Genomic DNA, 23200 nt, shown 5'->3' with positions numbered 1-23200 from the left:
CCACCACAGATCACCCGATTCCAGCGCCGCAATCACCGTGCCCTGGTGGACCCTGCCCGAAAATCCCGCCTGAACTCTCAGGAGCTCACGATGAAACCGACTCAGACCACCGATACCCCGCAGACCGACCAGCAGGAGAAGCTGCCGCTGGTCATCCGCGCCCTCAACGTCATCGAAGTCGTCGGCAACAAGCTGCCAAACCCCTTCTGGCTGTTCTGGATCCTCGCGGCGATCCTCGCCGTACTCAGCCTCGTCCTCTCCCTCGCCGGCGCAGGAGTCGAGGATCCCGGCACCGGGGAATGGACCCCGGTGAACAATCTGCTCAGCGGCAGCGGCATCGCCATGGCCGTGAGCACCGCACTCGACGCCTATCGGACCTTCCCGCCGCTCATCACGATCATGGTCGTCATCATGGGTGTGGCCCTGGCCGAGCGCACCGGCCTGCTCTCGACGGCGATGAAGGTCTCGATCGCCCGCGTCCCGGCCGGACTCATCGTCTTCACGGTCGCGTTCATGGGCACGGTCTCCCACGTCGCCTCGGCGGCGGCCTACGTCATCCTCGTCCCGCTCGGCGGCATGGTGTTCAAGGCCGTGGGACGCTCCCCCGTCCTCGGCGTCATCGTCGCCTACACCTCGATCGCCTCCGGCTACGATGCCAGCCCGATCCCGACTCCCAACGACGCGATCTTCGCGGGCATCACGACTGCCGCGGCGAACATCATCGACCCCGACTACATCGTCACCCCGATCGGCAACTGGTACTTCAACATCGCCAGCTCCATCCTCCTGGCCGTCGTCATCACGATCGTCACCGAGCTCGTGCTCATGAAGCGCGACAACCTCGACGCCGACGAGGATGCCGAGCACGAAGACCTCGTCATCACCGACAAAGAGCGCAGGGCTCTGCGCTGGTCGATGTTCGCCGTCATCGCCGCAGTCATCGCCATCGTCGTCCTCGTCGTCCCCGAGGGAGCGCCTCTGCGCGGCGACGGACCCTTCGGCGAGTCCCCGTTCCTCACCGGAATCGCGTTCCTCATCGCTCTGCTCTTCGGCATCGGCGGCATCGTCTACGGCTTCCGCGAGGGCACGATCGAGACCTGGTCCGACGTGCCGAAGCTCATGGGGCAGGGCATCGCATCGATCGCCGGGGTCCTCGTCCTCTTCTTCGCCATCGCCCAGTTCCTCGAGTACTTCGAGTGGACGAACATCGGCATGCTCGTCTCGGTGTCCGTGTCCGAACTCTTCACCGGCCTCGGCCTGCCGACCTGGGTGGTGTTCATCCTCGTCCTGCTCGTGCTCTCCGTCGTCAACGTGCTCATCACCTCCGGCTCGGCGATGTGGGCGATCATGGCTCCGGTCATCGTGCCGCTGCTCATGCTGCTCGAGGTGCCGCCGGAGACCTCGCAGGCGATCTTCCGCATCGCCGACTCGGGGTCGACGGCCATCACCCCGATGAGTCCGTACTTCATCCTCGCGCTCGGCTTCATGCAGAAGTATCAGAAGAACGCCGGCATCGGCACGCTCGCCTCGCACACGCTGCCGTTGGCCGTGTGCATGACGATCAGCTGGAGCCTGCTGTTCTTCCTGTGGTGGGGTCTGGGCATTCCGCTCGGCCCCGATGCCCCGGTGCGCTGAGCGCGCCGACTCCGGTATCCGCCGCTGAGCCCTGAAAGCTGAGTTTTGAAAGTTTTGTTCACGACCTGCCCCGAGGCGGTTCCCGTCATCCAGGTTTGAATTCCGGGGCCATCGAAGACGGCTTCGTCCGTCGCCTCGAAAGCTCCGAACACATCATCTGATCTGGGATGATGTCGCACAATCGGAGCTGACAGGTAGGCTTTGCCCACCGGCGCACGGCCACCCGAACGCTGCCCCGCGAGTATGCCGTCGACAAAAGATGTTGACGCTCAAACTTCACCCGCGATACTGTCGGGTAACACCCCGTAGTAACTTACATCACACGCTGATGCCGGCCGTGCTGTCGGTGGTCAAGGAGGATCAATGAAGTTCCGCAATCCCAGCCTCATCCGCAGGCTCGTCTCATCTCACGCCGGTCGCATCGCCATGGTCGCGATTCCCACAGGCGTCGTCTCAGCGATGCTCATGGGCGGGGTGGCCCAGGGTGCAGTCCCGGTCTCGTTCGCCATCTCCGGCACACAGTTCAAGATCTCCTCGTCGCAGCTCGAGGGAACCGGGTTCTCCCAGTACAGCGGAGTCGCCAAGGACGCCGAGGGCGGCAAGCACCCCGTCGTCACCGCGAACATCAAGGATGCGACCCTGGAGAACCTCTGCCAGTCGGCCGTCCAGGAGACTCCTCTGGGCAAGGTCGGCGTCCTCATCAAGGCGGGCGGAAAGGGCACCCCCGCCTCGGCGAAGGATCTGCAGATCGGCATGACCGGTCTCAAGGGAGACGCGGAGTTCGAGAACATCCGCATCGGCGTCGATGCCTCCGACGTCAACACGAAAGCCAAGGGAAGCAAGGGCGACTTCGCCCAGGACTCCGACACCATCTCCATCAAGGACCTCAAGCAGGACTCCTGGTCGACCACGGCCTCGGTCTTCACGCTCAAGGACATGTCGCTGAAGCTCACCGACGGATCTGAGCAGTGCGACTGATGAGGGACTCAGCAGCCAACGGGCAGCCGACCGATGAACGGGAGGCCGCCGAACAGGAGGCAACCGTGCAGAAGACGAGCCTGCTTGCGCTGTCCCGTCGGAGCCGACGCGCCGAAGAGCAGAGCGGCTCCTCCGAATCCGGCGTCGAGACGGCGGAATTCGCCGCCCCGACGCCGGAGGCGGGGGAGGCCGACCCCAGCGAGGGAGCCGAGATGACCGAAGACGCCGAGAAGCGTCAGGGATTCAAGCACTGGCGTCGGCAGCGCCCCTTCATCGGAGGTGTGATGGCCGTCCTCGGGGGAATCGAACTGTTCTTCTCCGGCCAGCTGGACCTCGGCAACATGCAGATCCAATTCGGCATCGAGGGACTGCAGGCGACGGTCGTTCCGATCGCCATCGTCGTCCTCGCTCTGCTGTCGATCTTCCGGCCGACGCACCATGTGTTCTACGGGATCATCGGCCTCGTCCTCGCAGTCTATTCACTCATCGGAGTGAACCTCGGCGGGTTCATCATCGGCATGCTGCTGTCCACCATCGGGGCGATCCTCGTGGTCGCATGGATGGGACCGCGCGGGCCGAAGGAGTCCGAAGCCGCTGAGGGGGAGACTGCATGAGGGTACCCAGCCGCCGCACGGCCTCAATCCTGGCGGCAGCTGTCCTGATCCTCCCGACGACTCTCGGGGCGGGTTCGGTTGCAGCCGCCCACTCGTCACCGCTGTGCTCACTCGTGGGCACCTGCGATGACGATGATTCCGCCAAGTCAGAGGACCAGGACCCCGCACCCGCGGGTAGCCTGTCGCCCGGAATGCCGGTGAAGCCCAGCGATCCGCCGACGTCGGACCCGTCGCTGCCCGCGCCGGGTCCCACGGATGAGCCGAGCGATGAGCCGACCGAGGAACCCTCCGATGAGCCCACGGACCCGGGTGGTCTGGGACTCGATGAGCCCAGCGACGACCCGACCGAGGATGAAGATTCGGAAGAGGGCAACGGCGAGTTCCCGTCCGATGCACAGATGGACACGAAGGCGCCGATCTTCACGAAGACTCCGGCCGCTATGGGCTCTGAGGGCCTGTCGTTCAAGGGTCTCAAGGGAATCTCGTTCGTCTCGGTGCCCACCGCTGACGGCGGGTCCATCGTCGTGCTGAAGATCCAAGCCGATGAGATCAAGATCACCGGCTTCTCACTCACCGTGAAACCACCGGACGAGGAATACGGGCTGGTGACGAAGGCCGACACGATGACGCTCAGTGGCGATGTCACTGTCTACATCGGGTCGATCACCGCCACGACGAAGGACGGAAAGTCGCTGACCCTCGGGCCGGAGACGCCTCCGCCCATGGACGACGTCGAACCCGGTCTGCTGCGTGTGACGATGGGGCTCGTCGGATCCACCGCCGATTCGATCAGGTACACGAACACCGATCAGAAACTCAAGAAGGCCGAAGACTGACCTCAGTGGCAAGGAAGTGACCCCTCACCGAGGCGGTGCCGTCGCCTGAGACGGAAAGGCCCGAAGGCCGCGGACTCAGTCCGCGGCCTTCTTGCGTTCCAGCTTCTTCCGACGCAGGGTGTCACGGACGTCGCGCAGCTTGTCGCGTTTGCGCCTGCGTCCCGCCTCGGCTGCCCTGATCTGCTCCGGCGTGGGTTCGTGATCGCCCATTCCGACTTGGAGCTCGACAGGAGTGATCTCCTTCATCACACCGGCGTCGATCTTCTTACGCAGCCGCAGGATCTCGAGGCGGAGGATCCGGGCAAGGAAGTAGATGCCCAGCAGGTTCGGGAAGGCCATGAGGAAGAAGATCGCGTCGGAGAAGGCGATGACCGAGTCCAGCGACATCGAAGCACCGACGATGACGGCGAGGATCCAGAAGATCTGGTAGGCCTTGTCAGCGGCCTTCGAGTTCTTCGTCAGGTACCCCAGCGCCTGCTGCCCGTAATAGCCGTAGGCGAGGATCGTCGAGAAGGCGAAGAGCACGACGGCGATCGTGAGCAGGTAGGGGAACCAGCTCGACACCGCGCCGAAGGCCTGCGCGGTCAGGCCGATTCCGTCCTCGGTGCTTTCGGTGTAGAGACCGGTGGTGATGATGGCCAGCGAGGTCAGGGTGCAGATGATGACGGAGTCGATGAGCGGCTCCCACATCGCCACGAACCCTTCGGTGGCCGGCTTCGTCGTCTTCGAGGCGGCATGGGCCATACCTGCCGAGCCGATTCCGGCGGCGTTGGAGAACAGCGCACGCTGGATGCCGACGATCGCCACACCCACGGCGCCACCGGCGACTCCGCTGGAGCTGAAGGCTCCGGTGAACATGAGCGCGAAGGCGTGTGGGATCTGCCCGGCGTTGAGGGTGAGGATGACGATGATCGAGACGAAGTAGAGGATCGCCATGAGCGGAGTCAGCTTCGACGTCCACTGTCCGATCTTCTTGATCCCGCCGAGGATGACCAGAGCGGTGAGGGCAGCGATGATCGCGCCGATGAGCCAGAGTTTGTCGGCGAAGAAGCTGTCGTCGCTGCCGGTGGCCTGAACGATGATCGCGGCCGCCTGGTTCGCCTGGAACAGATTGCCGGCGCCGATGACGCCGAGCACGGCAGTGAGTGCATAGAACCCGGCGAGGAACTTCCCGAGCTTGGGCCGACCGATCTCGGCCAGCCCGGACCGCAGGTAGTACATGGGACCGCCGGAGACGGTGCCGTCTTCGTTGATCTGCCGGTATTTCACTCCGAGGGTCGCCTCGGCCATCTTCACGGTCATGGCGAAGAAGCCGAAGATGATGATCCACAGTGCGGCACCGGGGCCGCCGATGGTGATCGCTACGGCCACGCCTGCGATATTGCCCAACCCGACGGTGCCCGAGAGCTCGGTGGCGAGCGCTTGGAAGCTCGAGACCTGGCCCGGGTCGGTCTTGCGCGTGAAGCGACCGCGGATGATGCCGACGGAGTAGCGGAGTCCGGTGAGCGGCTGGAAGCGGAGGTAGACGGTGAGGACGACGGCGGCGGCCATCAGCCAGACGACGATGAGCGGGATGCCGATCGAGCCGATCTGGAGCTCGAAGAAGACGATGCTGCTGAAGGCCTGTGCCGCGGGACCGAGGAAGGATTCGATGGCCTCGTCGACTCCGGCGGCGGCGAGGTCGGCCTGGGCTGCGAGGTCGGCCCCGGTGGCGGCTTGGACGAGATGTTCGGGTAGTGAAGTCATATCTGCGGGCGCGAAGTCGCGTTTCGTCCGGAGGGTTGGTCCGGGACCGGCTCCCGTGATCAACGTAACAACCGCCAGGCTGATTTTCAGCTTTCGCTCAGATAAAGCCTCTTGTTCACATGCTTCTCACATATTTAAGGGCGCATCCGGTCTGGACGCCTCGGCCTCACGTCGGCCTTCGAGAAATGCGACGAATGACCGAGCCAGCCGCCTCCCGTTGTCGACGAGAGCGGCATCGTGGGCTTCGACCTCGGCGATGATCGAGTCTTCGGTCTTGCCGGCTGGCAGGGCCAGGTCGTTGCCGTCCAGCCACCGAGAGATCTGCGTGGCATCGGTTTCCGGATGGAACTGAGTGCCCCACGCGAATTCGCCGAGGCGGAAGGCCTGGACCGGGGCGTCGGAACCGGTGATGAGGAGTTCGGCTCCGGTCGGCAGCGCCATCTCCTCCTGATGGAAGAGCACGGACGGCAGCGACTCTCCTTCAGTTGACCCAGCACCGGTTGACCCTCCGCCGGCCAGTGGGCCGAACACAGGGTCGGATTCCCCCGCCGAGGTGGCACCCAGTTCGTAGATCCCGATCTGCGGGTGCGCCCGCCGGATGATCGGAGCATCGCCTGTCACGGCAAGCATCTCCCCGCCGAGGCAGATGTTGAGGCTCGGGAACTCCCCGCCGATCGATCGGCGAAGCAGGTCACGGACCTCGGGGAACCAGTGGTTCTCCGCGTCCTCGGTGGGTCCTGCGGACCCGCCGAGGACGATGAGGGCGTCGAACGCACCGAGCTCCGGGATCACCTCGCCGAGGTACGGCCGAGTCACCACCACCTCGGCGCCGGCTTCTTCCAGCCACTTCCCGAACCGCTCGGGCCCGGTACCGCGTTCGTGCTCGATGGCGAGGATGCGCACTCGGCCCTGGGAATCACTGCTCATGGCACCATTGTCACCCGGCGGGTGGGTCACCGACATCGGGCCCGAGCCCCGCCTCGGCGGTGAGCTCACTCCGCGGTGACGTAGGCCGATGAGATTCCTCCGTCGACGGTGAAGGACGAGGCGTTGACGAAAGTGGAGTCATCGCTGGCGAGGAAGGCCACGGCGGCGGCGATCTCCTCGGGTTCGGCGAACCGTCCTCCGGGGCAGTGGACAAGCCTGCGCTGCGCCTGCACCGGGTCCGAGGCGAAGAGCTCACGCAGCAGCGGTGTGTTCACCGGCCCTGGGCACAGGGCGTTGACCCGGATGCCGTCCTTCGCGAACTGGACTCCGAGCTCACGGCTCATCGACAGCACCCCGCCCTTCGACGCCGAGTACGAGATCTGCGAGGTCGCCGCGCCCATCAGTGCGACGAAGGAGGCCGTATTGATGACCGACCCCGAGCCCTGCTTGACCATGTGCTCGAGAGCGTACTTGCTGCACAGGTACACGGACGTGAGATTCACCGTCTGCACCTTCGACCAGGCGGCGATGTCAGTGGTGAGGATCGAGTTGTCATCGGTCGGATTGATGCCGGCGTTGTTGAATGCGACGTCGACCCGACCGTAGTGCTCGACGGTGCGCGCGAAGAGGTTCTTCACATCCTCCTCGTCGGCGACGTTGACGCGGACGAAGAGCCCGCCGAGCTCATCGGCGACCTCCGGTCCACGCACCTCGTCGAGATCGCCGATGACGACCTTCGCACCTTCTTCGGTCAACCGGCGGGCGCTGGCCAGTCCGATGCCTGAGGCTCCGCCGGTGATGACGCAGATCTTGTCTGTCAGTCGTGTTGCTGCAGTGGTCATGATTCTCCTGATGTCGTGATGGGTGTGTTGAGAGGGATGAAGTCAGCGCGCCGATGCCGCCGGTGAGGTCAACCCGCCGGCCTGGTCGCGAAGAAGACGTTCTTGACCTCGGTGAACGCGGACACCGCGTCGGGACCGAGTTCGCGGCCGAGTCCCGACTGCTTGAACCCGCCGAAGGGGGTCGAATAGCGGACCGATGAGTGCGAATTCACCGACAGATTGCCGGCCTCGACGCCGCGGGAGACCCGCATCGCCCGGTCGAGGTCGTTCGTCCAGATCGAACCCGAGAGTCCGTAATCGGTGTCGTTGGCCATGCGCAGGGCATCCGCTTCGGTGTCGAAGGGGACGACCGAGAGCACGGGGCCGAAGATCTCCTCCCGAAAGTCCGCGGCTGCTGTGTCCGGCGGGGTGAGCACCGTCGGCGGGAACCAGAAGCCCGGGCCGGCGGGCGCAGAGCCGGTGAAGGCCACCTCGGCGGCAGCCACATAGCCGGCGACCTTATCCCGGTGCGCTGCGGTCACCAGCGGACCCATGTCCGTGTCCTCGCGGCTCGGGTCCGCACAGGCGAAGGACCCGACGGAGGATTTGAGTGCGGCCATGAACTCGTCGTAGATCCCGCGCTGGACGAGCAGCCTGGATCGGGAGCAGCAGTCCTGGCCGGAGTTGTCGAAGACACCGCCCGGGGCGGCGGCTGCGGCACCGGCGACATCGGCGTCGTCGAAGACGATGTTCGCGTTCTTCCCGCCGAGTTCGAGAGTGAGGTTCTTCACCTGCGCTGCACAGCCGGCCATGATCCGCTTGCCCACCTCGGTGGATCCGGTGAACACGACCTTGCGCACGGCCTGGTGGGTGACGAAGCGCTCCCCGACGATCGATCCCTTGCCGGGGATGATCTGCAGAACGCCCTCGGGCAGGCCTGCTTCGAGGGCGAGCTCGCCGATGCGGATCGCGGTCAGCGGCGTGATCTCGGCGGGTTTGAGGACCACGGTGTTCCCGGCTGCCAGGGCAGGAGCGAAGCCCCACCCGGCGATCGGCATCGGAAAGTTCCAGGGGACGATGACGCCGACGACGCCGAGCGGTTCGGCGAAGGTGATGTTCACTCCCCCATCGACAGGGATCTGCCGCCCGAAGAGCCTCTCCGGCACCGCCGCATAGTATTCGAGGACATCGCGGACGTTGCCGGCCTCCCATCGGGCGTTCCCGATCGTGTGTCCGGCGTTGGCGACCTCGAGCCGCGCGAGCTCTTCGTTTGCCGCGTCGACCTTGTCGGCAAAGCGCCGCAGGAGCCTCGCGCGATCGGCGGGAGCGACGGCACGCCAGGTCTCAAAGGCTCGCGCCGCCTTCTCGATCGCCCGGTCCGTCTGTTCGATGTCGGCGAGTTCGATCTCGGCGATCGGCTCTTCCGTCGCCGGGTTGATGACCGTGTAAGTGCTCAATTCGGTGCTCTCCTTGTTCCTCTGCCTGTCACGTGTCGTCGTGCTGATTGAACGAGGGCACGGACGACTCGGTCGTCATCGGGGTCGTGTTCTGGATGCCATTGGACGGCGAAGAGCCATCCCCCGTCAGTCGGATCTCCTGTCTGATTCACAGCCGGGTCCGGTTCGATGGTCTCGACGAGTCCCTCGGGACTGCGTCCGGTCGCCCGCAGACCTGCGCCGAGGCGGTCGATCCCCTGATGGTGATAGCAGGGTGCGATGGTCGCCTCGCCGAGGATCTCCCTGGCCAGTGACCCGGCTTCCGTAGTCACCGTGACCTCGCCGTAGACGCCGGGTGCCGGCTGATAGTCGGTATGTCCGAGCGACTCCGGCAGATGCTGGATCAGGGTTCCTCCGTCGGCGACGTTGATGACCTGCATCCCACGGCAGATGCCGAGCACAGGCAGGCTGCGCTGCCGCGCGGCCGCCAGGAGCATCATCTCGCTCGAGTCGCGGAACGGATGGGACACGGTCGCCTCGTGCGGATCCTGACCGTACTCCTCCGCGCCGACATCGGCGCCCCCGGCGAGCAGGAGGCCATCAACGCGGTCGAGGATGGCCGGGGTCATGCCGTGGGGCGGCAGGAGCACGGGGATCCCGCCGCTCGCGGCGACCATGCGCACATAGTCGCCCGGGATGAGCGCCGCCTCGGTGTCCCAGACGCCCCACTGGGCTCGCTGCATATAGCAGCTGATGGCGATGACGGGGTCAGAGTCGTTCGAAGCCACGGAGCCTCTCCCAGTCGGTGACAGTCGCGTTGTAGGCCTCGAGTTCGATGTCGGCCGCATGGACGTAGTGGCGGACGACATAGTCGCCGAACGCGTCCTCGGCGATCTGCGAGCCCTCCAACCGGTCGCGGGCACCCTGGAGTGTGGTGGGCAGTCGGGAGGCACCCGCGGTGTAGGCGTTGCCTTCCGTGATCGCGGGCAGTTCGAGGCCTTTCTCGATCCCGTGGAGTCCCGCCGCGATGAGAGCCGCGGTGGCGAGGTACGGATTGAGATCGGCCCCGCCGACCCGGCATTCCACGCGCAGGGAGGGCCCCGAGCCGACGACGCGGAAGGCGCAGGTGCGGTTGTCGAAGCCCCAGGCGACCGCGGTCGGGGCGAACGAACCTTCGACGAAGCGCTTGTAGGAGTTGATATTCGGTGCGAAGAAGTACGTGAAGTCCTCGATGCAGGCGAGCTGCCCGGCGATGAACCGCTCCATGAGAGTGGAGAACCCGTGCTCGCGGTCTCCGGCCATGACCATGTCGCCGTCAGTCGAACGGAAACTCAGGTGGATGTGGCACGAGGAGCCTTCCTTCTGGTCGTACTTGGCCATGAAAGTGATCGACTTCCCGTGCTGGGCCGCGATCTCCTTCGCTCCGTTCTTGTACACCGCATGGTCGTCGCAGGCCTTGAGCGCGGGCTGGTAGCGGAACGTGATCTCGTGCTGGCCGAAGTTGCATTCGCCCTTCGCCCCTTCGACGAAGAGCCCTGCGCCGGCCATCGAATTGCGGATATCGCGCAGCAGCGGTTCGACCCGGGCGGTGCCGAGGAGGGAGTAGTCGACGTTGTACTGGTTCGAGGGCGTGACCTCGGTGTAGTTCGAGGCGAAGGCCTCCTCATAGCTCGAATCGAAGGTGATGAACTCGAGTTCGGTGCCGACATGGGCACTCAGCCCATGGTCGGCAAGGCGGGCGAGCTGGCGCTTGAGGATCTGACGTGGGGAGGGCGCCACCTCGGCGCCGGTCGTCGTCAGGAGGTCGCAGTTGACCATCGCGCTGCCCGGTTGCCAGGGCAGGAGGCGCAGGGTCGCGAGGTCGGGCTTCATCACCATGTCGCCGTAGCCGGTCTCCCAGGAAGAGACCTCGTAGCCGTCGACGGTGTCCATGTCGACGTCGACGGCGAGCAGGTAGTTGCAGCATTCGGAGCCGTGGTCCATGACGTCTTCGAGGAAGAACTGCACGCCGAGCCTCTTGCCCTGCAGGCGACCCATGTGATCGGTGATGGCCACGACCACGGTGTCGATCGTGCCCGCGACGGCGAGCCGGCGGAGCTCGTCGACGGTGAGCGGTTCGGCCTGGATCGACCCGTGGGAGGTTCTCTGCGGTGAGGTGGGCGAGGTGGGTACCGGAATCTCGGTCATGCGTCGGTCCTTTGCTGTACGGGGTGGAATGGTGGGCGGTGCACGGTGGGTCTCACGGACTATTTGAGGTCCTTCTCGGCGGCTTCGATCTGTGCGAACTCCTCTTCCGGGGCGCTCGCGACCAGGTGGTGGCGGGAGTAGAACCAGAAGTAGGCGAGCGCGATGAGGAAGACTCCGGCGGCGATTCCGGCCGCGAGGATGTCGACGAAGAAGGTGGCGACGACAGCCACAGAGGCGAGCACGAGGGCGATCGAGGTGGTCACGACGCCGCCGGGGGTGCGGTACCCGCGGGGCAGGTCGGGTTCCTTGAAGCGCAGGCGGATGTGGGAGAGGTTGAGCAGGACGTAGGAGACCGTCGCCCCGAATACTGCGACGTTGAGGAGGACTCCCCCGTTGCCGTCGACGGCGATCGCCAGGATGAAGCCGATCGTGCCGGGGACGATGAGGGCGAGGACCGGGGTCTTGCGCTTGCCCGTCAGGGACAGCCACTTGGGCAGGTAGCCGGCGCGTGAGAGCGCGAAGAGCTGACGTGAGTAGGCGAAGATGATCGAAAAGAAGCTCGCGATGAGTCCGGCCAGACCCGCCCAGTTGACGAAAGTCGCCATCACCGAATTCTCACCGTAGATCGTGCGCAGCGCCTCGGGCAGCGGATTGTCCGAGGCCCCCATCGCCGAGGCGCCTGCGATGCCGGGGACGAGGAGGAGCATGAGTGCGCCGAAGACGACGAGGACGACCATGGCGGTGATGATTCCGCGCGGCATGTCCTTCTTCGGGTTCGCCGATTCCTCGGCGGCCAGCGGTACCCCTTCGACGGCGAGGAAGAACCAGATTCCGAAGACGAGGGAGGCGAGTAGGCCGGAGATGCCCATCGGCATGAATGCCGATGCCCCGAGGGCGCCGGTGGGCTCGATGTCGAAGAGGTTGCTCGCATCGAAGTGGCCGACGGCGGTGACGACGAAGACGACGAGAGCGATGACTGCGACGGCGGTGATGACGAACATCAGCCTCAGCGCCTCGCCGACGCCCCACAGGTGAATCCCGATGAAGATCGCGTAAGCGGCTAGGTAGATCGTCCAGATCGGCACCGATTCGGGCAGAATGCCCAGCGCCTGGACGTAGCCGGCGATGAAAGTCGAGATCGCGGCCGGAGCCATCGTGTACTCGATGAGGATCGCCATGCCGGTGGCGAATCCGCCCAGCGGTCCGAGCGCTCGTCTGGCAAAGCCGTAGCCGGCACCAGCGGTCGGCAGAGTGGAGGAGAGTTCGGCGAGGCCGAAGACCATGCACACATACATGAGTCCCATGAGGAGGAAGGCGATGAGCAGGCCGCCCCAGCCGCCTTCGGCCAACCCGAGGTTCCAGCCGGAGAAGTCTCCGGAGATGACGTAGGCGACGCCGAGTCCCGCGAGGAGGATCCAGCCGGCCGCGCCCTTCTTCAGCTGTCGTTTCTCGAGGTAGTGCTCATCGACATTGCCGTATTCGATGTTCTTGCTCATGGCTGCCCCTTGGGGTTCTCGTGAGTGTCGAGCTCGTCGTGGTCGAACGGACGTCCAATGGATCAGTACCAGACCATTAAACTGTGACGAATGTAATCTGTCTCACAGAGATCTGTCAAGGATTTTCCGCGAGGGTGGCAGAATCGACGAAGATGAGTTGAGTTGCGAGACCAGGAGAGGAGGCAGACTTGGACGAAGCAGAAGAGTCGGGCAGCCCAGGGACCGCGGGCAGCCAACCCCGCCCGGGAGGCCAGCATGTGCGCGGCGGAAATGTGTTCGAACATACGATTGCGGAGCTTCTGCGAGCGATCCGTCTCGGCAAGTACCTCGTCGGCGACAAACTGCCGGCCGAGCGCGAACTCGCCGCCCAGGTCCGGGTCTCGCGGGCGACCTTGCGGCAGGCGCTCATCGAGCTTCAGACTGCGGGCATCGTCACGTCCCGTCGCGGTCGCTACGGCGGCACCTTTGTGACCCGACTGCCGTCCGCCGACACCGATGAGCGGATCGACCCCGGCGAGCTCGATGATGCCGTCCGGTTTCGCTTGATTCTCGAGACAGCTGCGGCCCGCATCGTCGCCGAGCGAGACCTCTCCCCGAACGAGGTCGCTGCCTTGACGGCAGCGGAGACGGATTGCCGTACGGTGTTCGCCTCCGCCGAACAGTTCCGCGTGCTCGATGCCAGATTCCACCTCATGATCGCCGAACTCACGCACATGCCATCACTCATCTCCGCCTCGGCGAGCACTCGCGATCGGGTCAACGCCCTGCTCGACCGGATCCCTTTCATCCATACGAACGTCGAACACTCCTGCGATCAGCACCGAGAGATCGTCGACGCAATACTCGCCTCTGACCCTGATCGTGCCGCCGATCTCGCCGCACAGCATGCGGAAGGCACTGAGAAGCTGCTGCGCGGATTCCTCGAACAGAGGTGAGACCAGCGGCGAATGCTCTTGAACCTGACACCGTGACAGGTGGTGGACTGTCGATGACGACAACGAGGAGAGCACATGAGGATCGGTGAATTCGCGCAGCTGGGGCAGGTATCGGTGCGCATGCTCCGCCACTATGAGTCGATGGATCTGTTGGCTCCTGATTCGGTCGACCCGTTCACCGGACACCGCAGCTATACGGTGGCGCAGCTGCCGCGCCTCAACAGAATCATGGCGCTCATTGAAGGGACTGACATGAACCACCCGGACTGCATCATCAAAGAACTGCCTGCCGAGAGAGTCCTCGGACAGACGGTCGTTCTCGGCGAGCCCCCATTCGACACTTCCGAGATCGGACCGCTGTTCGGCAGTGTTGCCGACCGCCTCGCCGAGGCGGGGATTCGACACGCAGCCGGCGTCGGCATCTACTCCGACGCCGGGCACGGAACCGAGGTCACCTGCGGCTATCGCACGGAATCAGCTCAGGAAATTGAGAGTCTGCAGGTCACAGAGCTGAAGTCGTGCACTGCGGCGACTCTCATCCACGAGGGGTCGATGAGCCGCATCGGCGCCAGCTGGCAGCACCTCTCCGAGTGGTGCATCAGTCAGGGATATTCCCTGACCGGCCCGTGCCGCGAGGTCTACCTCGAGACCGGTGACGACAACACCGCTGACAACTCCGACCAAGCTGGATGGATCGTCGAGCTCCAGCAGCCGATCATCGTGTGACGGCGACGCTGCGGAACCGCCTCGGCGACGGTGTGCCGGTCAGCGCGACAGCGACGTCGCCTCCGCACCTGCGGACACGGCCTCATCGGCCGCACCCTTGTCGGCCACGACCTTCGTCCGCAGGGCGAGGAAGAACAGGACGAGGCTGACGGTCAGGGCGATGTGGCCGAGGCCGGCGATTCCGGCGATCATGGCATTCGACTCTTCACCGAGGACGGTGAGCGAGCCGTGCCAGACCATCATCGACGCAGTGAGGACCACGCCGATGTTGTAGAGCCAGAAGAACCACGAGAACAGCTTCGAGCCGGAGAGCCCGAACACCTTGTCGAGGGCGAGGATGATGAGGAGGACGATGAAGCCGAGCGTGAGCAAGTGCGTGTGGACGAGGCCGAGCTGCGTGAACTCACCGGAGGGGAAGTCGTTGGCCTTGGTGAACTCGCGGTAGAACAGTCCCGAGAGGACACCGAGGATCATGTACGTGAACGCTGCGTTGAATATCTTCTTCATGCTTCCACTTCATCAGCGCGCGGGCGCCGTTTCCTGACCCACAGGATTGAACTCCATCCCCAACTTTCGATTGATGTTCCCGCACACAGGGTCCTGGGGCCCCGAAAATCGGCTCCGGAGCCGACAATCCCGCTAGCCTGGTGGCATGGCCCTGGAGAACCTGCTTGCGAAGATCGACCGCCTCGCCGGCGGCAGGAAGGCCGGCATCGTCGTGCCCTCGGACGGTCTCGAGCAGCCGAAGACGAAACGCGCCTTCGCGTGGATCACCTGGCTGCTCGTGTTCGAACTCATGCTCGGCTTCGGAGCCGTGATCTACGCAGTGCTCATCGCCAGGGCCGGCGAACCGGTGCCGTTCGCCGTGTGGATGCGCACCCTCGTCGTCCTCGGCATGACCGTGACCCTCTTCTACTTCTTCTGGCGCGCAACCAAGGGCTTCTACTGGGGGTACCAGCGCCTGCGCCTGTTCACCCAGATCTTCCCCGTCATCACCCTCGTCATGGCCGCGATCCCCGGCCTCTATCCGGTCTGGATGATCACCGAGCAGATCGTGTTCAGCCTGGTCATGATCGGCGTCGGCGACTTCCTCACCGGCGACCACCTGCGCGAGGTGTTCCGCAGACCTCAGGACTGAGGGACCGCCGAGGAGGCCGCCGACTTCCACTCAGCCGCCGCGGACCTCACCCCGCGACAAGGCGGCGCGCCTCCTCCTGATGCGCGGCGATGAGGGCCTCCTTGTCGAGGGCATGTCCGTCTGCGCCGATCGCGTGGCCGTCGACGACCCGCCACTGACCGCCGACCATCACACGGTCGGCCTTCTCCGCGCCGCAGAGGACGAGCGCGGGGATCGGGTCATGCGAACCGGAGAATGCGAGACCGTCGAGGCGGAACATCGCGAGGTCGGCCTGCTTGCCGACGGCGATGGTGCCGAGGTCGTCGCGGCCCAGAGCCGCAGCCGACCCCTTCGTCGCCCAGTCGAGGACACGGTCGCAGGTGACAGCCTCGGCGCCGTAGCGCAGGCGTTGGATGCAGAGAGCCTGCCGGACCTCACGGATGAGGTTCGAGGCGTCGTTCGATGCGGATCCGTCGACGCCGAGTCCGACGTTGACTCCGGCGTCCTCGAGTTCGACGGCGCGGGCGATGCCCGAGGCCAGCCGCATGTTCGAGGTCGGGCAGTGGGCGACGGAAACGCCGGCGGAGCCGAGGCGGCCGATCTCCGAATCGTCGAAGTGCACACCGTGCGCCAACCAGGTCCGCTCCCCCAGCCAGCCGACGGATTCGAGGTAGTCGACGGTGCGCAGGCCGAAGGTCTCGCGGCAGAAGTCCTCTTCGTCGATGGTCTCGGCCAGGTGGGTGTGAAGGCGGACATCGAGTTCCGCAGCGAGTGCGGCGGACTCGCGCATGAGCTCGGTGGTCACGGAGAACGGGGAGCAGGGAGCGAAGCCGATCTGGATCTGTGCGCCGGGTCCACGTTGGTGGTAGATCTCGACGAGTCGGCGGGAATCGTCGAGGATGACTTCCGAATCCTGGACGGTCTGCTGCGGGGGCAGTCCGCCGTCCTCCTCGCCCAGGGACATCGATCCGCGGGTGAGCATGGCACGCATGCCGAGTCTCCGGACGACGTCGACCTGGATGTCGATGGCTTCGCCCATGCCGGTGGGGAACAGGTAGTGGTGGTCGGCCGCGGTCGTGCAGCCGGATTCGAGGAGTTCGGCCATCGCCACGGTCGTGGCGAGTTCGAGCGCACGCGGGGTCAGCCTGGCCCACACCGGGTAGAGGTTCTGCAGCCACCCGAACAGCGGCAGGTCTGCGACAGGCGCCCACGCCCGGGTCAGCGTCTGATAGAAGTGGTGATGAGTATTGATCAGACCTGGTGTGATGACGTGCGCTGAGGCGTCGACGATGTCGAGGGCAGCCGCGTCACCAGCGGTCCCGCCGGCCCCGGGGGTCCGTTCGGCCCCGGGGGTCCGCTCGGCTCCGTATGCCGTGGGTTCGCCCCCAGCGGGGACGAGTTCCACGATAGTTCCCGTGGCCCGATCGACGACGATTCCCCGCGCCGCCCGGTTCGGATCGACACCGGCGCCGAGGTGGACGGCCAGCGGATCACGGAGCCACAGTCGGTCTGTCGAAGGGTTCTCGCCGGACGGTGTGCCGGTTCCATTGCTGTCGGTCATCGTGTCGCCTTTCACTCTTGAACCGTGCGCGTCGAGCGCGCACCATCGGTCAGTGGCGACAGAACTGGGGCCGACGCCACCAGCTCAGGTTTTCCGGCGTCTGCTGCTCCGCCGGTCGGTATCCCATCGGGAATCTTCGGCTGTACCCACTGGTCGGTGAAGCGGTACGATGGCTCAAGACCATCGAGCTGAGCGAACGATCAGTAGATTGTCGAGGGATGAGTACACGACTGCCGTGAACTCTAGCATGTGCCACGGGTCACTAAAATGGCTTGCGGGCCAAATGGTATTCCTTTAAAGTTTTACGATAAGGAAATTTCCTTTCGCATAACGGAATTATGCAACCGATCCCTCGGTCGAATCGATGCCCGCTCGCACGCTACACCGGCCACTGAGGTCGGTCAGTCACAGTGAGGTCTTCGCCCCCGAGGACGTACTCAATGGAGAGATAAATGTCGGTATCCCATCAATCACCCAGCGGCGACCGCAAGACCGCGGTCAAGGGCAAGCAGGCCCGCCCGGAGGACGAACGACTTTCCGTCGGCAGCTCCTTCGCCTACGGGCTGCAGCACGTGCTCACCATGTACGGCGGAATCATCGCGGTCCCCCTCATCATCGGCAATGCGGCCGGCCTCGACGGCAACGGCATCAGCCTCCTCATCGCCTCCTGTCTGTTCATGGGCGGTCTGGCAACGATCCTGCAGTCGGTCGGTGTGCCGTTCTTCGGCTCGCAGCTCCCGCTGGTCCAGGGCGTGTCGTTCGCCGGCGTGGCGACGATGACATCGATTCTGGCCGGTGGCGATGGCCTGCCTGCGGTCTTCGGTTCGGTGCTGGTCGCCTCGGTGATCGGATTGATCGTGGCCCCGGCCTTTGCGCTCATCGTGAAGTTCTTCCCGCCGGTGGTCACCGGCACGGTCATCACGACGATCGGTCTGTCACTCATGCCGGTCGCCGCGGGTTGGGCCATGGGTGGGGACGCCGAGGCCGCTGACTACGGCAGCATGCGCAATATCCTCATCGCCGTGGCCACGCTGGCCATCGTGCTCATCCTCAGCAGAATTCCCGTCGCCGTGATCTCCCGTCTGTCGATTCTGCTGGCCATCGTCGTCGGCACGATCGGCTGCCTCATCTTCGGCTGGGCAGATTTCTCCCATGTGCTCGATCGCGGCGTCTTCGCATTCCCTGAGCCGTTCGCCTTCGGTATGCCGACTTTCTCGGCCGCAGCAATCATTTCGATGTTCATCGTCATCATCGTCACCTTCGCCGAGACCACTGCGGACATCATCGCCGTCGGAGAGATCGTCGACACGAAGGTCGATTCCAAGCGCATCGCTTCGGGTCTGCGCGCCGACATGCTGTCATCGGCAGTGTCGCCGGTCTTCAACTCCTTCACTCAGTCGGCATTCGCACAGAACGTCGGACTGGTCGCCATCACGGGCGTGAAGTCACGCTTCGTCGTCACAGCCGGTGGCGCGATCCTCGTCGTCCTCGGCCTGCTGCCCGTGATGGGCGGAGTCGTTGCCGCCGTGCCGACTCCGGTACTCGGCGGAGCGGGAATCGTCCTGTTCGGCACGGTCGCCGCGTCGGGCATCCGCACGCTGTCGAAGGTCGAGTACGAGGGCAACCTCAATATGATCATCGTGGCGGTCTCGCTGGCCTTCGGCATCATCCCGGTCGTCGAACCCGACTTCTACAACGCCTTCCCGAATTGGGTCGGCATCATCCTCCACTCGGGAATCTCCTCGGCCACCCTCATGGCAGTGCTGCTCAACCTCGTCTTCAACCACATCGGCGTGAAGACGAAGGATCGTTCGGACCGGTCGGTCTTCGTGGCCGGCACGGGGCGAGTCATCCGCAAGGAAGAGCTGCAGCGCCTCATCGACAACGAGGCGATCCTCACGGAGGGCGACACCGTCAAGGACGGCAAGATCATCGACTGCAACGGAGAAGAGGTTCCTGTCGTCACCGAACAGCAGCACGAGAAGGTCATCGACGCCGCGCAGAAAGGTGAGGTCCGCAGCCAGGACGACGTCCGCCGCCTCATCGCCGAGGACGGGAACTGAGGTCGGACCCCGGTCGCCGTCTGCGAAGGCGCGCGGCCGGGGCCTCTTGCACAACTGGCTGTCGTCAGAACGGTGGCGGATCCCCGGAGTCCCAGTAGTTGTTCCACTCCACTCCTCGGCCGGGCTTCGATTTCTGCGACCGGCGAGGCGCCTCGCCTGCGTCAGCGATCGACACACGCTCGACTCCGGCAGTCGGGGCACACTCGTCCCCTCGTCCGGAGTCCCCTGACTCGGAGTGACGGGATGGACCCGAGTTCTCGAGCCGTGCCGCTGGACTCGGATGGCCGTTGTCACGAAGCTGTTCCGCGGTGCCGGGATTCCGGTCGTCAAGCAGATTCGGCAGGTGGGCATGGTTCTCCACCTGACGGGCATGCTCGGCGTTGATCGGGTTGTCCGGCGGATACATTCGTGCGACGACACCACGAGTGAAGGAATACTCCACCGCCCCGTCCTCGGTCATTCGGACCGAGAACCGGCGGTCGGTCTTCGCCTGGTGGTCGGGTTTGCACAGCGGGTGGAGGTTCTCGAACGTCGTCTGACCGCCCCGGGCCGGATCGGCATGGTCGAAGGGGATGATGTGGTCGACTTCTGAAGTCTCTGCCCTGCGAGTGCAGCCCGGAGCAGAACAGGACTGCCATTTGCCGACCAAGGGCGCGCGCACGTCCGCAGGGATGTGGTAACTGCGTGAGCGAGCATCGATCGGCGTCCCGGTAGCCGGATCGGTGAGGAGCCGGTGCCAAATGGGGCTCTCACCCGCGAGTGCCCGTGCCGCGTCGGGTGGCACCGGTGTGCCGTCCGAGAATGTTCCCGGCAGCTCCGACTTTCCCACCGCGGTGAGATACGGAACCGTCACCATCATCTTGGCCTGCTCTCGGACCCACTGTCCGTGGGTGGGCATGACGAGCTTGATGGTGGTCTTCACGTCGGCGCCGGTGCCCGCCGCCTCTTCGGCTTCACGCTGCGCTGCCTGCGCGGTGCGGTCGACCGCGGCTGCAGTGATCGGAGCTGCGGGGTCCGCGTCGGCGGCGGTCTCGAGTGCGACTTCCTTGGTGGTGGTCTCACCGGTCGTGGTGTCGTGGGTCGTCACGGCGATGGTCATCTGCGGGGTTGCCCGAGTGGCGATATCGAACATGAGAGCGGCGATGCTGTCCTGATCGGCGACTTCGAGGCCGGCGATGTTCTCATCGGTGAGTGCCGAGATGTTGCCGTTGCGGATCGCTCGGGCGAATGCCTCGATGCGCAGGTAGAAGGCATTGAGTTCCACAGCGGGTCCGGACAGAGTCACCGAGGCGGTGCCGTCGGGGTAGGTCATAATGTCGACTCGGCGGCGCTTCTCGGCCAGTTCGGTTCTGTCGTCGACCGGCACGATCGCCGCGATCTTGAGATTCAGCGACTTCCTGAAGGTCTCCAGGGTGATATCGGCACGGCGGTCACCCAGGTAGGCATCAAGGCGCGGCAGATACTCGAATGCGACATCTTTGATGGCACGGGTCGCCGCAAGCACGTGCTCGATCGTGAACTCACCGGCCAGGCAGCGCTGCAGGAACTTCGGCAGTCCGAATGCCAGTGTGACGGCGTTCGTGATCTCGTTGTAGGCACCGTCGCTCGACGAGCCGAGGACCGTGGTCAGCTCGGCGATCTCCTCGCGGGTGGCGAGGTCGTGGACCCAGCTGTTGAAGGACTTGTGCAACCCGAACTTGGGGAAGTTCGGAAGCGAACTCGCCGACGGAGGCTGCGACTGATCGACGATGCTCTCCTCGGTTGTGGAAGCATCATCGGAGCTTCCATCGGTGCTTCCATCGGTGCCCGTTTCAGCGGCATCGTGCGATTCATCGACCTCGTCGGCAGCGACGTCGGCACCACCGTCTGAAGCATCGTCCGCTTCGGCCCCATCGTCGGCGGCAGCACCTGCGGAGGCGGCGTCACCATCAGACTCGTCGAGAGGGCGACCTTCGAGAACGAAACCGGTGGACCTCCAGGGGTCCACGAAGTCGTCCTCTTCGGGCAGCAGCCCATCACGTGCTGTGATGAAGCGGCCGACTGTCTCGGTGAATGTCGCGTGGTAGTAGATCTCGTCGCCGAAGGCATAGCGGAGCTTCTCGAGCGCATCGGACAGGAACAGCCCGGCAACGGCTTGGAGCTCAGCGAGACGAACGCCCGTACTCAATTGAGTCAGGCTGACGACCACAGCCATCGGCGAATCAGGGTCGACGTCGAGACGACGGGGTGAGTCGGGGCCGACCAGAGGAACCTGAGGCGACGAAGCAGGGTCCGCCGAAGTCGCGGGCGAACCGGAGACTGATTCATTCGAGGCATGCTCGAGGCCGCTGTCGCCCGGATCCTGAGGATCCTTCATCGGTCTCGCCGCCTTTCACGTCGATGTGAATGCCTTGTTTCCATTCTACCTCCAAAGGGAAGGAATGAATGTCACAGTTCTATTACAAAAAGATTCTTTCTAATATTCACTACTGTTTGCTGTTCTTTGATGATGCACTCTTGTCTCCGGCCAAGAGCCACCCGCACGAGCCGGGCACCTACTCCGCCAATAGACCGGGCAGCTGCCCCATCGCGCTGAATGTCTCGGCAGCACCCGCAGCCAACAGCGTGTCCGCACTCTGATGAACCGGGGAATCCGGGCAGAACCCGAGCACATGGGATCCGGCCGCAGCGCCGGCGATCACCCCGGTGGGGGAATCTTCGATCACGGCCGCCTCGGCGGGGTCGATGCCCAGGGAAGCAGCCGCCGCGAGATAGACGTCGGGGGCGGGCTTCGAATTCGGCTGCTCCATGCCGGAGAAGATCCGGCCCTCGAAGGCATCGAAGAGGCCGATCTTGCGCAGCTGCAGCTCGATCTTCGGACGATCCGCTCCCGACGCGCAGGCGATCCTGCCCTGGTAGATCTCGGCAACGCGCTCAACGGCATCGACGACTCCCGGAATCGCCTGGAGAGAGGCCTCGAGCTGGGCATTGCGCCGCCGCCGGAACTCGGTCATCCACTCCTCGTCGATGCGGAATCCGGTGTGCTCTTCGATGACATCAGCCTCGTCGCGGAGCATCTTGCCGACGAAGCGCGCAATGCATTCGTCGGCGCTCAGCTGCCAACCGAGCTCCTGCAGCATCTGATGGAGGACACCGTTCGTGATGGTTTCGGAGTCGACGAGGACTCCATCACAGTCGAAGAGGATCGCGGAGTATTTCGGAAGTGGGGCCATACTCCGATTCTGCCACCCGGCACTGACGCACAATCACACTGCGCCGACCGACACCGCCGTGTACAGCACCCGCGCGGTGGCGAGCGCGCAGACGATGATGACGAGCGCAAACAGCGTCAGCCAGGCACCGGCGGGCAGAGCCGAGCCCTGCGCGAGGATATAGGCATCGGACTGCTGCACATGGCGCCTGCGAGTGTGGACGCGGATGACCTTGACGAGATCCTTGAGGGACCCGATCGTCAGCGCCGTGCCGAGTGCGGCGACGAAGACCGAGATCCATTCCAGAGGCAGGAACACGACGACGAGCTGCGCCGCGATCGCCGTGATCACGGCGATGACGGCGCCCGCGAAGTTCCGGATGAAGATGAGCGCGACCAACAGGATCAGCGCGCCCATCGACAGGGCCAAGGGGGCCCAACCGAAGACCGCCGAGGTGGCCAGGACGAGTCCGAGCACGCCCGGGGCCGGATATCCCCAGAACCCCGCCCATGTGGCGGAGAAGCCGACCCGGCCGAAGGAGTTCATCTGCCCCGAGTGATCGAAGTTCAGCGAGATCCCTTTGACCACGCGTCCCGTCATGAGGGCGGCGAATGCATGACCGAGTTCGTGGACGAAGGTCACGAACAGTCCGAAGAACCTCCAGATCCCCGGAGCCAGGGTCACGACCAGGGGCACTCCGATGACGAGCACGAGCCCGAGGACGTCGAGTTCGAGCCCGTCCTGCCGCCCGAAGCCCGAGGTGATGGCGTCCCACCACGTCGCCGTTGCCTGCTTGAAGTCCATAGCGGCCCAGTGTACGAACCGCTCCTGAGCAGGACCCTCAGGACCTCCTCAGCGATTCGGGAGGTCGCGGCGCCCATGGTTCCGGAGGTCGCGGCGCCCATGGTTCGGAAAGTCGGTGCGCCCATGG

General features: G+C 64.7%; 20 protein-coding genes. 8 read left to right on the top strand and 12 right to left on the bottom strand.

Annotation, left to right across the window (positions count from 1 at the left end; translation table 11 throughout):
- Positions 1-90: 90 nt before the first annotated feature.
- From HF684_RS00480 to HF684_RS00465, 4 genes are all read left to right on the top strand, one after another.
- A complete protein-coding gene (locus HF684_RS00480) occupies positions 91-1635 on the top strand; it encodes an AbgT family transporter (RefSeq protein ID WP_169250858.1) in 1545 nt (514 codons plus the stop codon).
- A 363-nt stretch (positions 1636-1998) separates the two neighbouring features.
- A complete protein-coding gene (locus HF684_RS00475; RefSeq protein WP_169250857.1) occupies positions 1999-2613 on the top strand; it encodes a DUF6230 family protein in 615 nt (204 codons plus the stop codon).
- Positions 2613-3227 carry a DUF6114 domain-containing protein gene (locus tag HF684_RS00470; RefSeq protein WP_169250856.1) on the top strand — a complete coding sequence of 205 codons (615 nt, stop codon included), beginning with the start codon at positions 2613-2615 and terminating at the stop codon, positions 3225-3227. The genes HF684_RS00475 and HF684_RS00470 overlap by 1 nt, the downstream gene beginning before the upstream one ends.
- Entirely contained in the window at positions 3224-4063 is an 840-nt protein-coding gene (locus HF684_RS00465) for a hypothetical protein (protein WP_169250855.1), read from the top strand. Before HF684_RS00470 ends, HF684_RS00465 begins: the two co-directional genes overlap by 4 nt.
- Before the next feature lie 75 nt (positions 4064-4138).
- On the opposite strand, the gene HF684_RS00460 is transcribed toward HF684_RS00465, so the two are convergent.
- From HF684_RS00460 to eat, 7 genes are all read right to left on the bottom strand, one after another.
- A complete protein-coding gene (locus HF684_RS00460) occupies positions 4139-5809 on the bottom strand; it encodes an amino acid carrier protein (protein WP_169250854.1) in 1671 nt (556 codons plus the stop codon).
- Between the two features lie 126 nt (positions 5810-5935).
- Positions 5936-6736: a type 1 glutamine amidotransferase gene (locus HF684_RS00455; protein WP_169250853.1), complete on the bottom strand. Its 801-nt coding sequence runs from the start codon at positions 6734-6736 to the stop codon at positions 5936-5938.
- A gap of 65 nt (positions 6737-6801) precedes the next feature.
- A complete protein-coding gene (locus HF684_RS00450) occupies positions 6802-7578 on the bottom strand; it encodes a 3-oxoacyl-ACP reductase (RefSeq protein WP_169250852.1) in 777 nt (258 codons plus the stop codon).
- Between the two features lie 68 nt (positions 7579-7646).
- Positions 7647-9014, bottom strand: a complete 1368-nt coding sequence (locus HF684_RS00445) for an aldehyde dehydrogenase family protein (protein WP_169250851.1) — start codon at positions 9012-9014, stop codon at positions 7647-7649.
- Complete coding sequence (locus tag HF684_RS00440; protein ID WP_248279053.1) at positions 9011-9781, bottom strand: gamma-glutamyl-gamma-aminobutyrate hydrolase family protein; 771 nt, start codon at positions 9779-9781, stop codon at positions 9011-9013. Before HF684_RS00440 ends, HF684_RS00445 begins: the two co-directional genes overlap by 4 nt.
- Positions 9762-11180 (bottom strand): glutamine synthetase family protein, encoded by a 1419-nt coding sequence (locus HF684_RS00435; protein WP_169250849.1) that lies wholly within the window; start codon positions 11178-11180, stop codon positions 9762-9764. The genes HF684_RS00440 and HF684_RS00435 overlap by 20 nt, the downstream gene beginning before the upstream one ends.
- A gap of 59 nt (positions 11181-11239) precedes the next feature.
- Positions 11240-12676 (bottom strand): ethanolamine permease, encoded by a 1437-nt coding sequence (eat, locus tag HF684_RS00430; RefSeq protein WP_169250848.1) that lies wholly within the window; start codon positions 12674-12676, stop codon positions 11240-11242.
- A 188-nt stretch (positions 12677-12864) separates the two neighbouring features.
- Here eat and HF684_RS00425 point away from each other — a divergent pair, with 188 nt between their 5' ends.
- Both HF684_RS00425 and HF684_RS00420 read left to right on the top strand, forming a co-directional pair.
- Positions 12865-13611 (top strand): FCD domain-containing protein, encoded by a 747-nt coding sequence (locus HF684_RS00425; protein WP_248279052.1) that lies wholly within the window; start codon positions 12865-12867, stop codon positions 13609-13611.
- 75 nt (positions 13612-13686) lie between these two features.
- Positions 13687-14337, top strand: a complete 651-nt coding sequence (locus HF684_RS00420; RefSeq protein ID WP_169250847.1) for a GyrI-like domain-containing protein — start codon at positions 13687-13689, stop codon at positions 14335-14337.
- Positions 14338-14376: 39 nt separating this feature from the next.
- Here the strand turns inward: HF684_RS00420 and HF684_RS00415 are convergent, their stop codons facing one another.
- Positions 14377-14844 (bottom strand): DUF2871 domain-containing protein, encoded by a 468-nt coding sequence (locus HF684_RS00415; protein ID WP_169250846.1) that lies wholly within the window; start codon positions 14842-14844, stop codon positions 14377-14379.
- A gap of 145 nt (positions 14845-14989) precedes the next feature.
- Between HF684_RS00415 and HF684_RS00410 the strand changes: the two genes are divergently transcribed.
- Positions 14990-15475, top strand: coding sequence for a hypothetical protein (locus HF684_RS00410; RefSeq protein WP_169250845.1), 486 nt, complete (start codon positions 14990-14992; stop codon positions 15473-15475).
- A gap of 46 nt (positions 15476-15521) precedes the next feature.
- Here HF684_RS00410 and HF684_RS00405 read toward each other — a convergent pair whose 3' ends face one another.
- Entirely contained in the window at positions 15522-17015 is a 1494-nt protein-coding gene (locus tag HF684_RS00405) for an 8-oxoguanine deaminase (protein WP_169250844.1), read from the bottom strand.
- Positions 17016-17467: 452 nt separating this feature from the next.
- Between HF684_RS00405 and HF684_RS00400 the strand changes: the two genes are divergently transcribed.
- Positions 17468-19078, top strand: a complete 1611-nt coding sequence (locus HF684_RS00400) for a nucleobase:cation symporter-2 family protein (RefSeq protein ID WP_169250843.1) — start codon at positions 17468-17470, stop codon at positions 19076-19078.
- Between the two features lie 64 nt (positions 19079-19142).
- Here HF684_RS00400 and HF684_RS00395 read toward each other — a convergent pair whose 3' ends face one another.
- The 3 genes from HF684_RS00395 to HF684_RS00385 form a co-directional block, all read right to left on the bottom strand.
- The gene (locus HF684_RS00395; protein ID WP_169250842.1) at positions 19143-21434 is read right to left on the bottom strand and encodes an HNH endonuclease signature motif containing protein; all 2292 of its coding nucleotides are present in this window, start codon (positions 21432-21434) and stop codon (positions 19143-19145) included.
- Positions 21435-21612: 178 nt separating this feature from the next.
- A complete protein-coding gene (locus HF684_RS00390; RefSeq protein WP_169250841.1) occupies positions 21613-22290 on the bottom strand; it encodes an HAD family phosphatase in 678 nt (225 codons plus the stop codon).
- A gap of 33 nt (positions 22291-22323) precedes the next feature.
- Positions 22324-23073, bottom strand: coding sequence for a M50 family metallopeptidase (locus HF684_RS00385; protein ID WP_169250840.1), 750 nt, complete (start codon positions 23071-23073; stop codon positions 22324-22326).
- Positions 23074-23200 lie beyond the last annotated feature (127 nt).

Origin of the sequence: Brevibacterium sp. 'Marine', from assembly GCF_012844365.1 — a bacterium.
Lineage (GTDB): Bacteria > Actinomycetota > Actinomycetes > Actinomycetales > Brevibacteriaceae > Brevibacterium.
Note: the sequence above shows the minus strand (reverse complement) of the source record. Positions and strands in the feature narration are given on the sequence as shown.

Excerpts from the sequence above, each read along its gene's own strand:
- HF684_RS00480 (WP_169250858.1), top strand. The coding sequence starts at position 91 with ATGAAACCGACTCAGACCACCGATACCCCGCAGACCGACCAGCAGGAG.
- HF684_RS00475 (WP_169250857.1), top strand. The coding sequence starts at position 1,999 with ATGAAGTTCCGCAATCCCAGCCTCATCCGCAGGCTCGTCTCATCTCAC.
- HF684_RS00470 (WP_169250856.1), top strand. The coding sequence starts at position 2,613 with ATGAGGGACTCAGCAGCCAACGGGCAGCCGACCGATGAACGGGAGGCC.
- HF684_RS00465 (WP_169250855.1), top strand. The coding sequence starts at position 3,224 with ATGAGGGTACCCAGCCGCCGCACGGCCTCAATCCTGGCGGCAGCTGTC.
- HF684_RS00460 (WP_169250854.1), bottom strand. The coding sequence starts at position 5,809 with ATGACTTCACTACCCGAACATCTCGTCCAAGCCGCCACCGGGGCCGAC.
- HF684_RS00455 (WP_169250853.1), bottom strand. The coding sequence starts at position 6,736 with ATGAGCAGTGATTCCCAGGGCCGAGTGCGCATCCTCGCCATCGAGCAC.
- HF684_RS00450 (WP_169250852.1), bottom strand. The coding sequence starts at position 7,578 with ATGACCACTGCAGCAACACGACTGACAGACAAGATCTGCGTCATCACC.
- HF684_RS00435 (WP_169250849.1), bottom strand. The coding sequence starts at position 11,180 with ATGACCGAGATTCCGGTACCCACCTCGCCCACCTCACCGCAGAGAACC.
- eat (WP_169250848.1), bottom strand. The coding sequence starts at position 12,676 with ATGAGCAAGAACATCGAATACGGCAATGTCGATGAGCACTACCTCGAG.
- HF684_RS00420 (WP_169250847.1), top strand. The coding sequence starts at position 13,687 with ATGAGGATCGGTGAATTCGCGCAGCTGGGGCAGGTATCGGTGCGCATG.
- HF684_RS00415 (WP_169250846.1), bottom strand. The coding sequence starts at position 14,844 with ATGAAGAAGATATTCAACGCAGCGTTCACGTACATGATCCTCGGTGTC.
- HF684_RS00410 (WP_169250845.1), top strand. The coding sequence starts at position 14,990 with ATGGCCCTGGAGAACCTGCTTGCGAAGATCGACCGCCTCGCCGGCGGC.
- HF684_RS00405 (WP_169250844.1), bottom strand. The coding sequence starts at position 17,015 with ATGACCGACAGCAATGGAACCGGCACACCGTCCGGCGAGAACCCTTCG.
- HF684_RS00400 (WP_169250843.1), top strand. The coding sequence starts at position 17,468 with ATGTCGGTATCCCATCAATCACCCAGCGGCGACCGCAAGACCGCGGTC.
- HF684_RS00395 (WP_169250842.1), bottom strand. The coding sequence starts at position 21,434 with ATGAAGGATCCTCAGGATCCGGGCGACAGCGGCCTCGAGCATGCCTCG.
- HF684_RS00390 (WP_169250841.1), bottom strand. The coding sequence starts at position 22,290 with ATGGCCCCACTTCCGAAATACTCCGCGATCCTCTTCGACTGTGATGGA.
- HF684_RS00385 (WP_169250840.1), bottom strand. The coding sequence starts at position 23,073 with ATGGACTTCAAGCAGGCAACGGCGACGTGGTGGGACGCCATCACCTCG.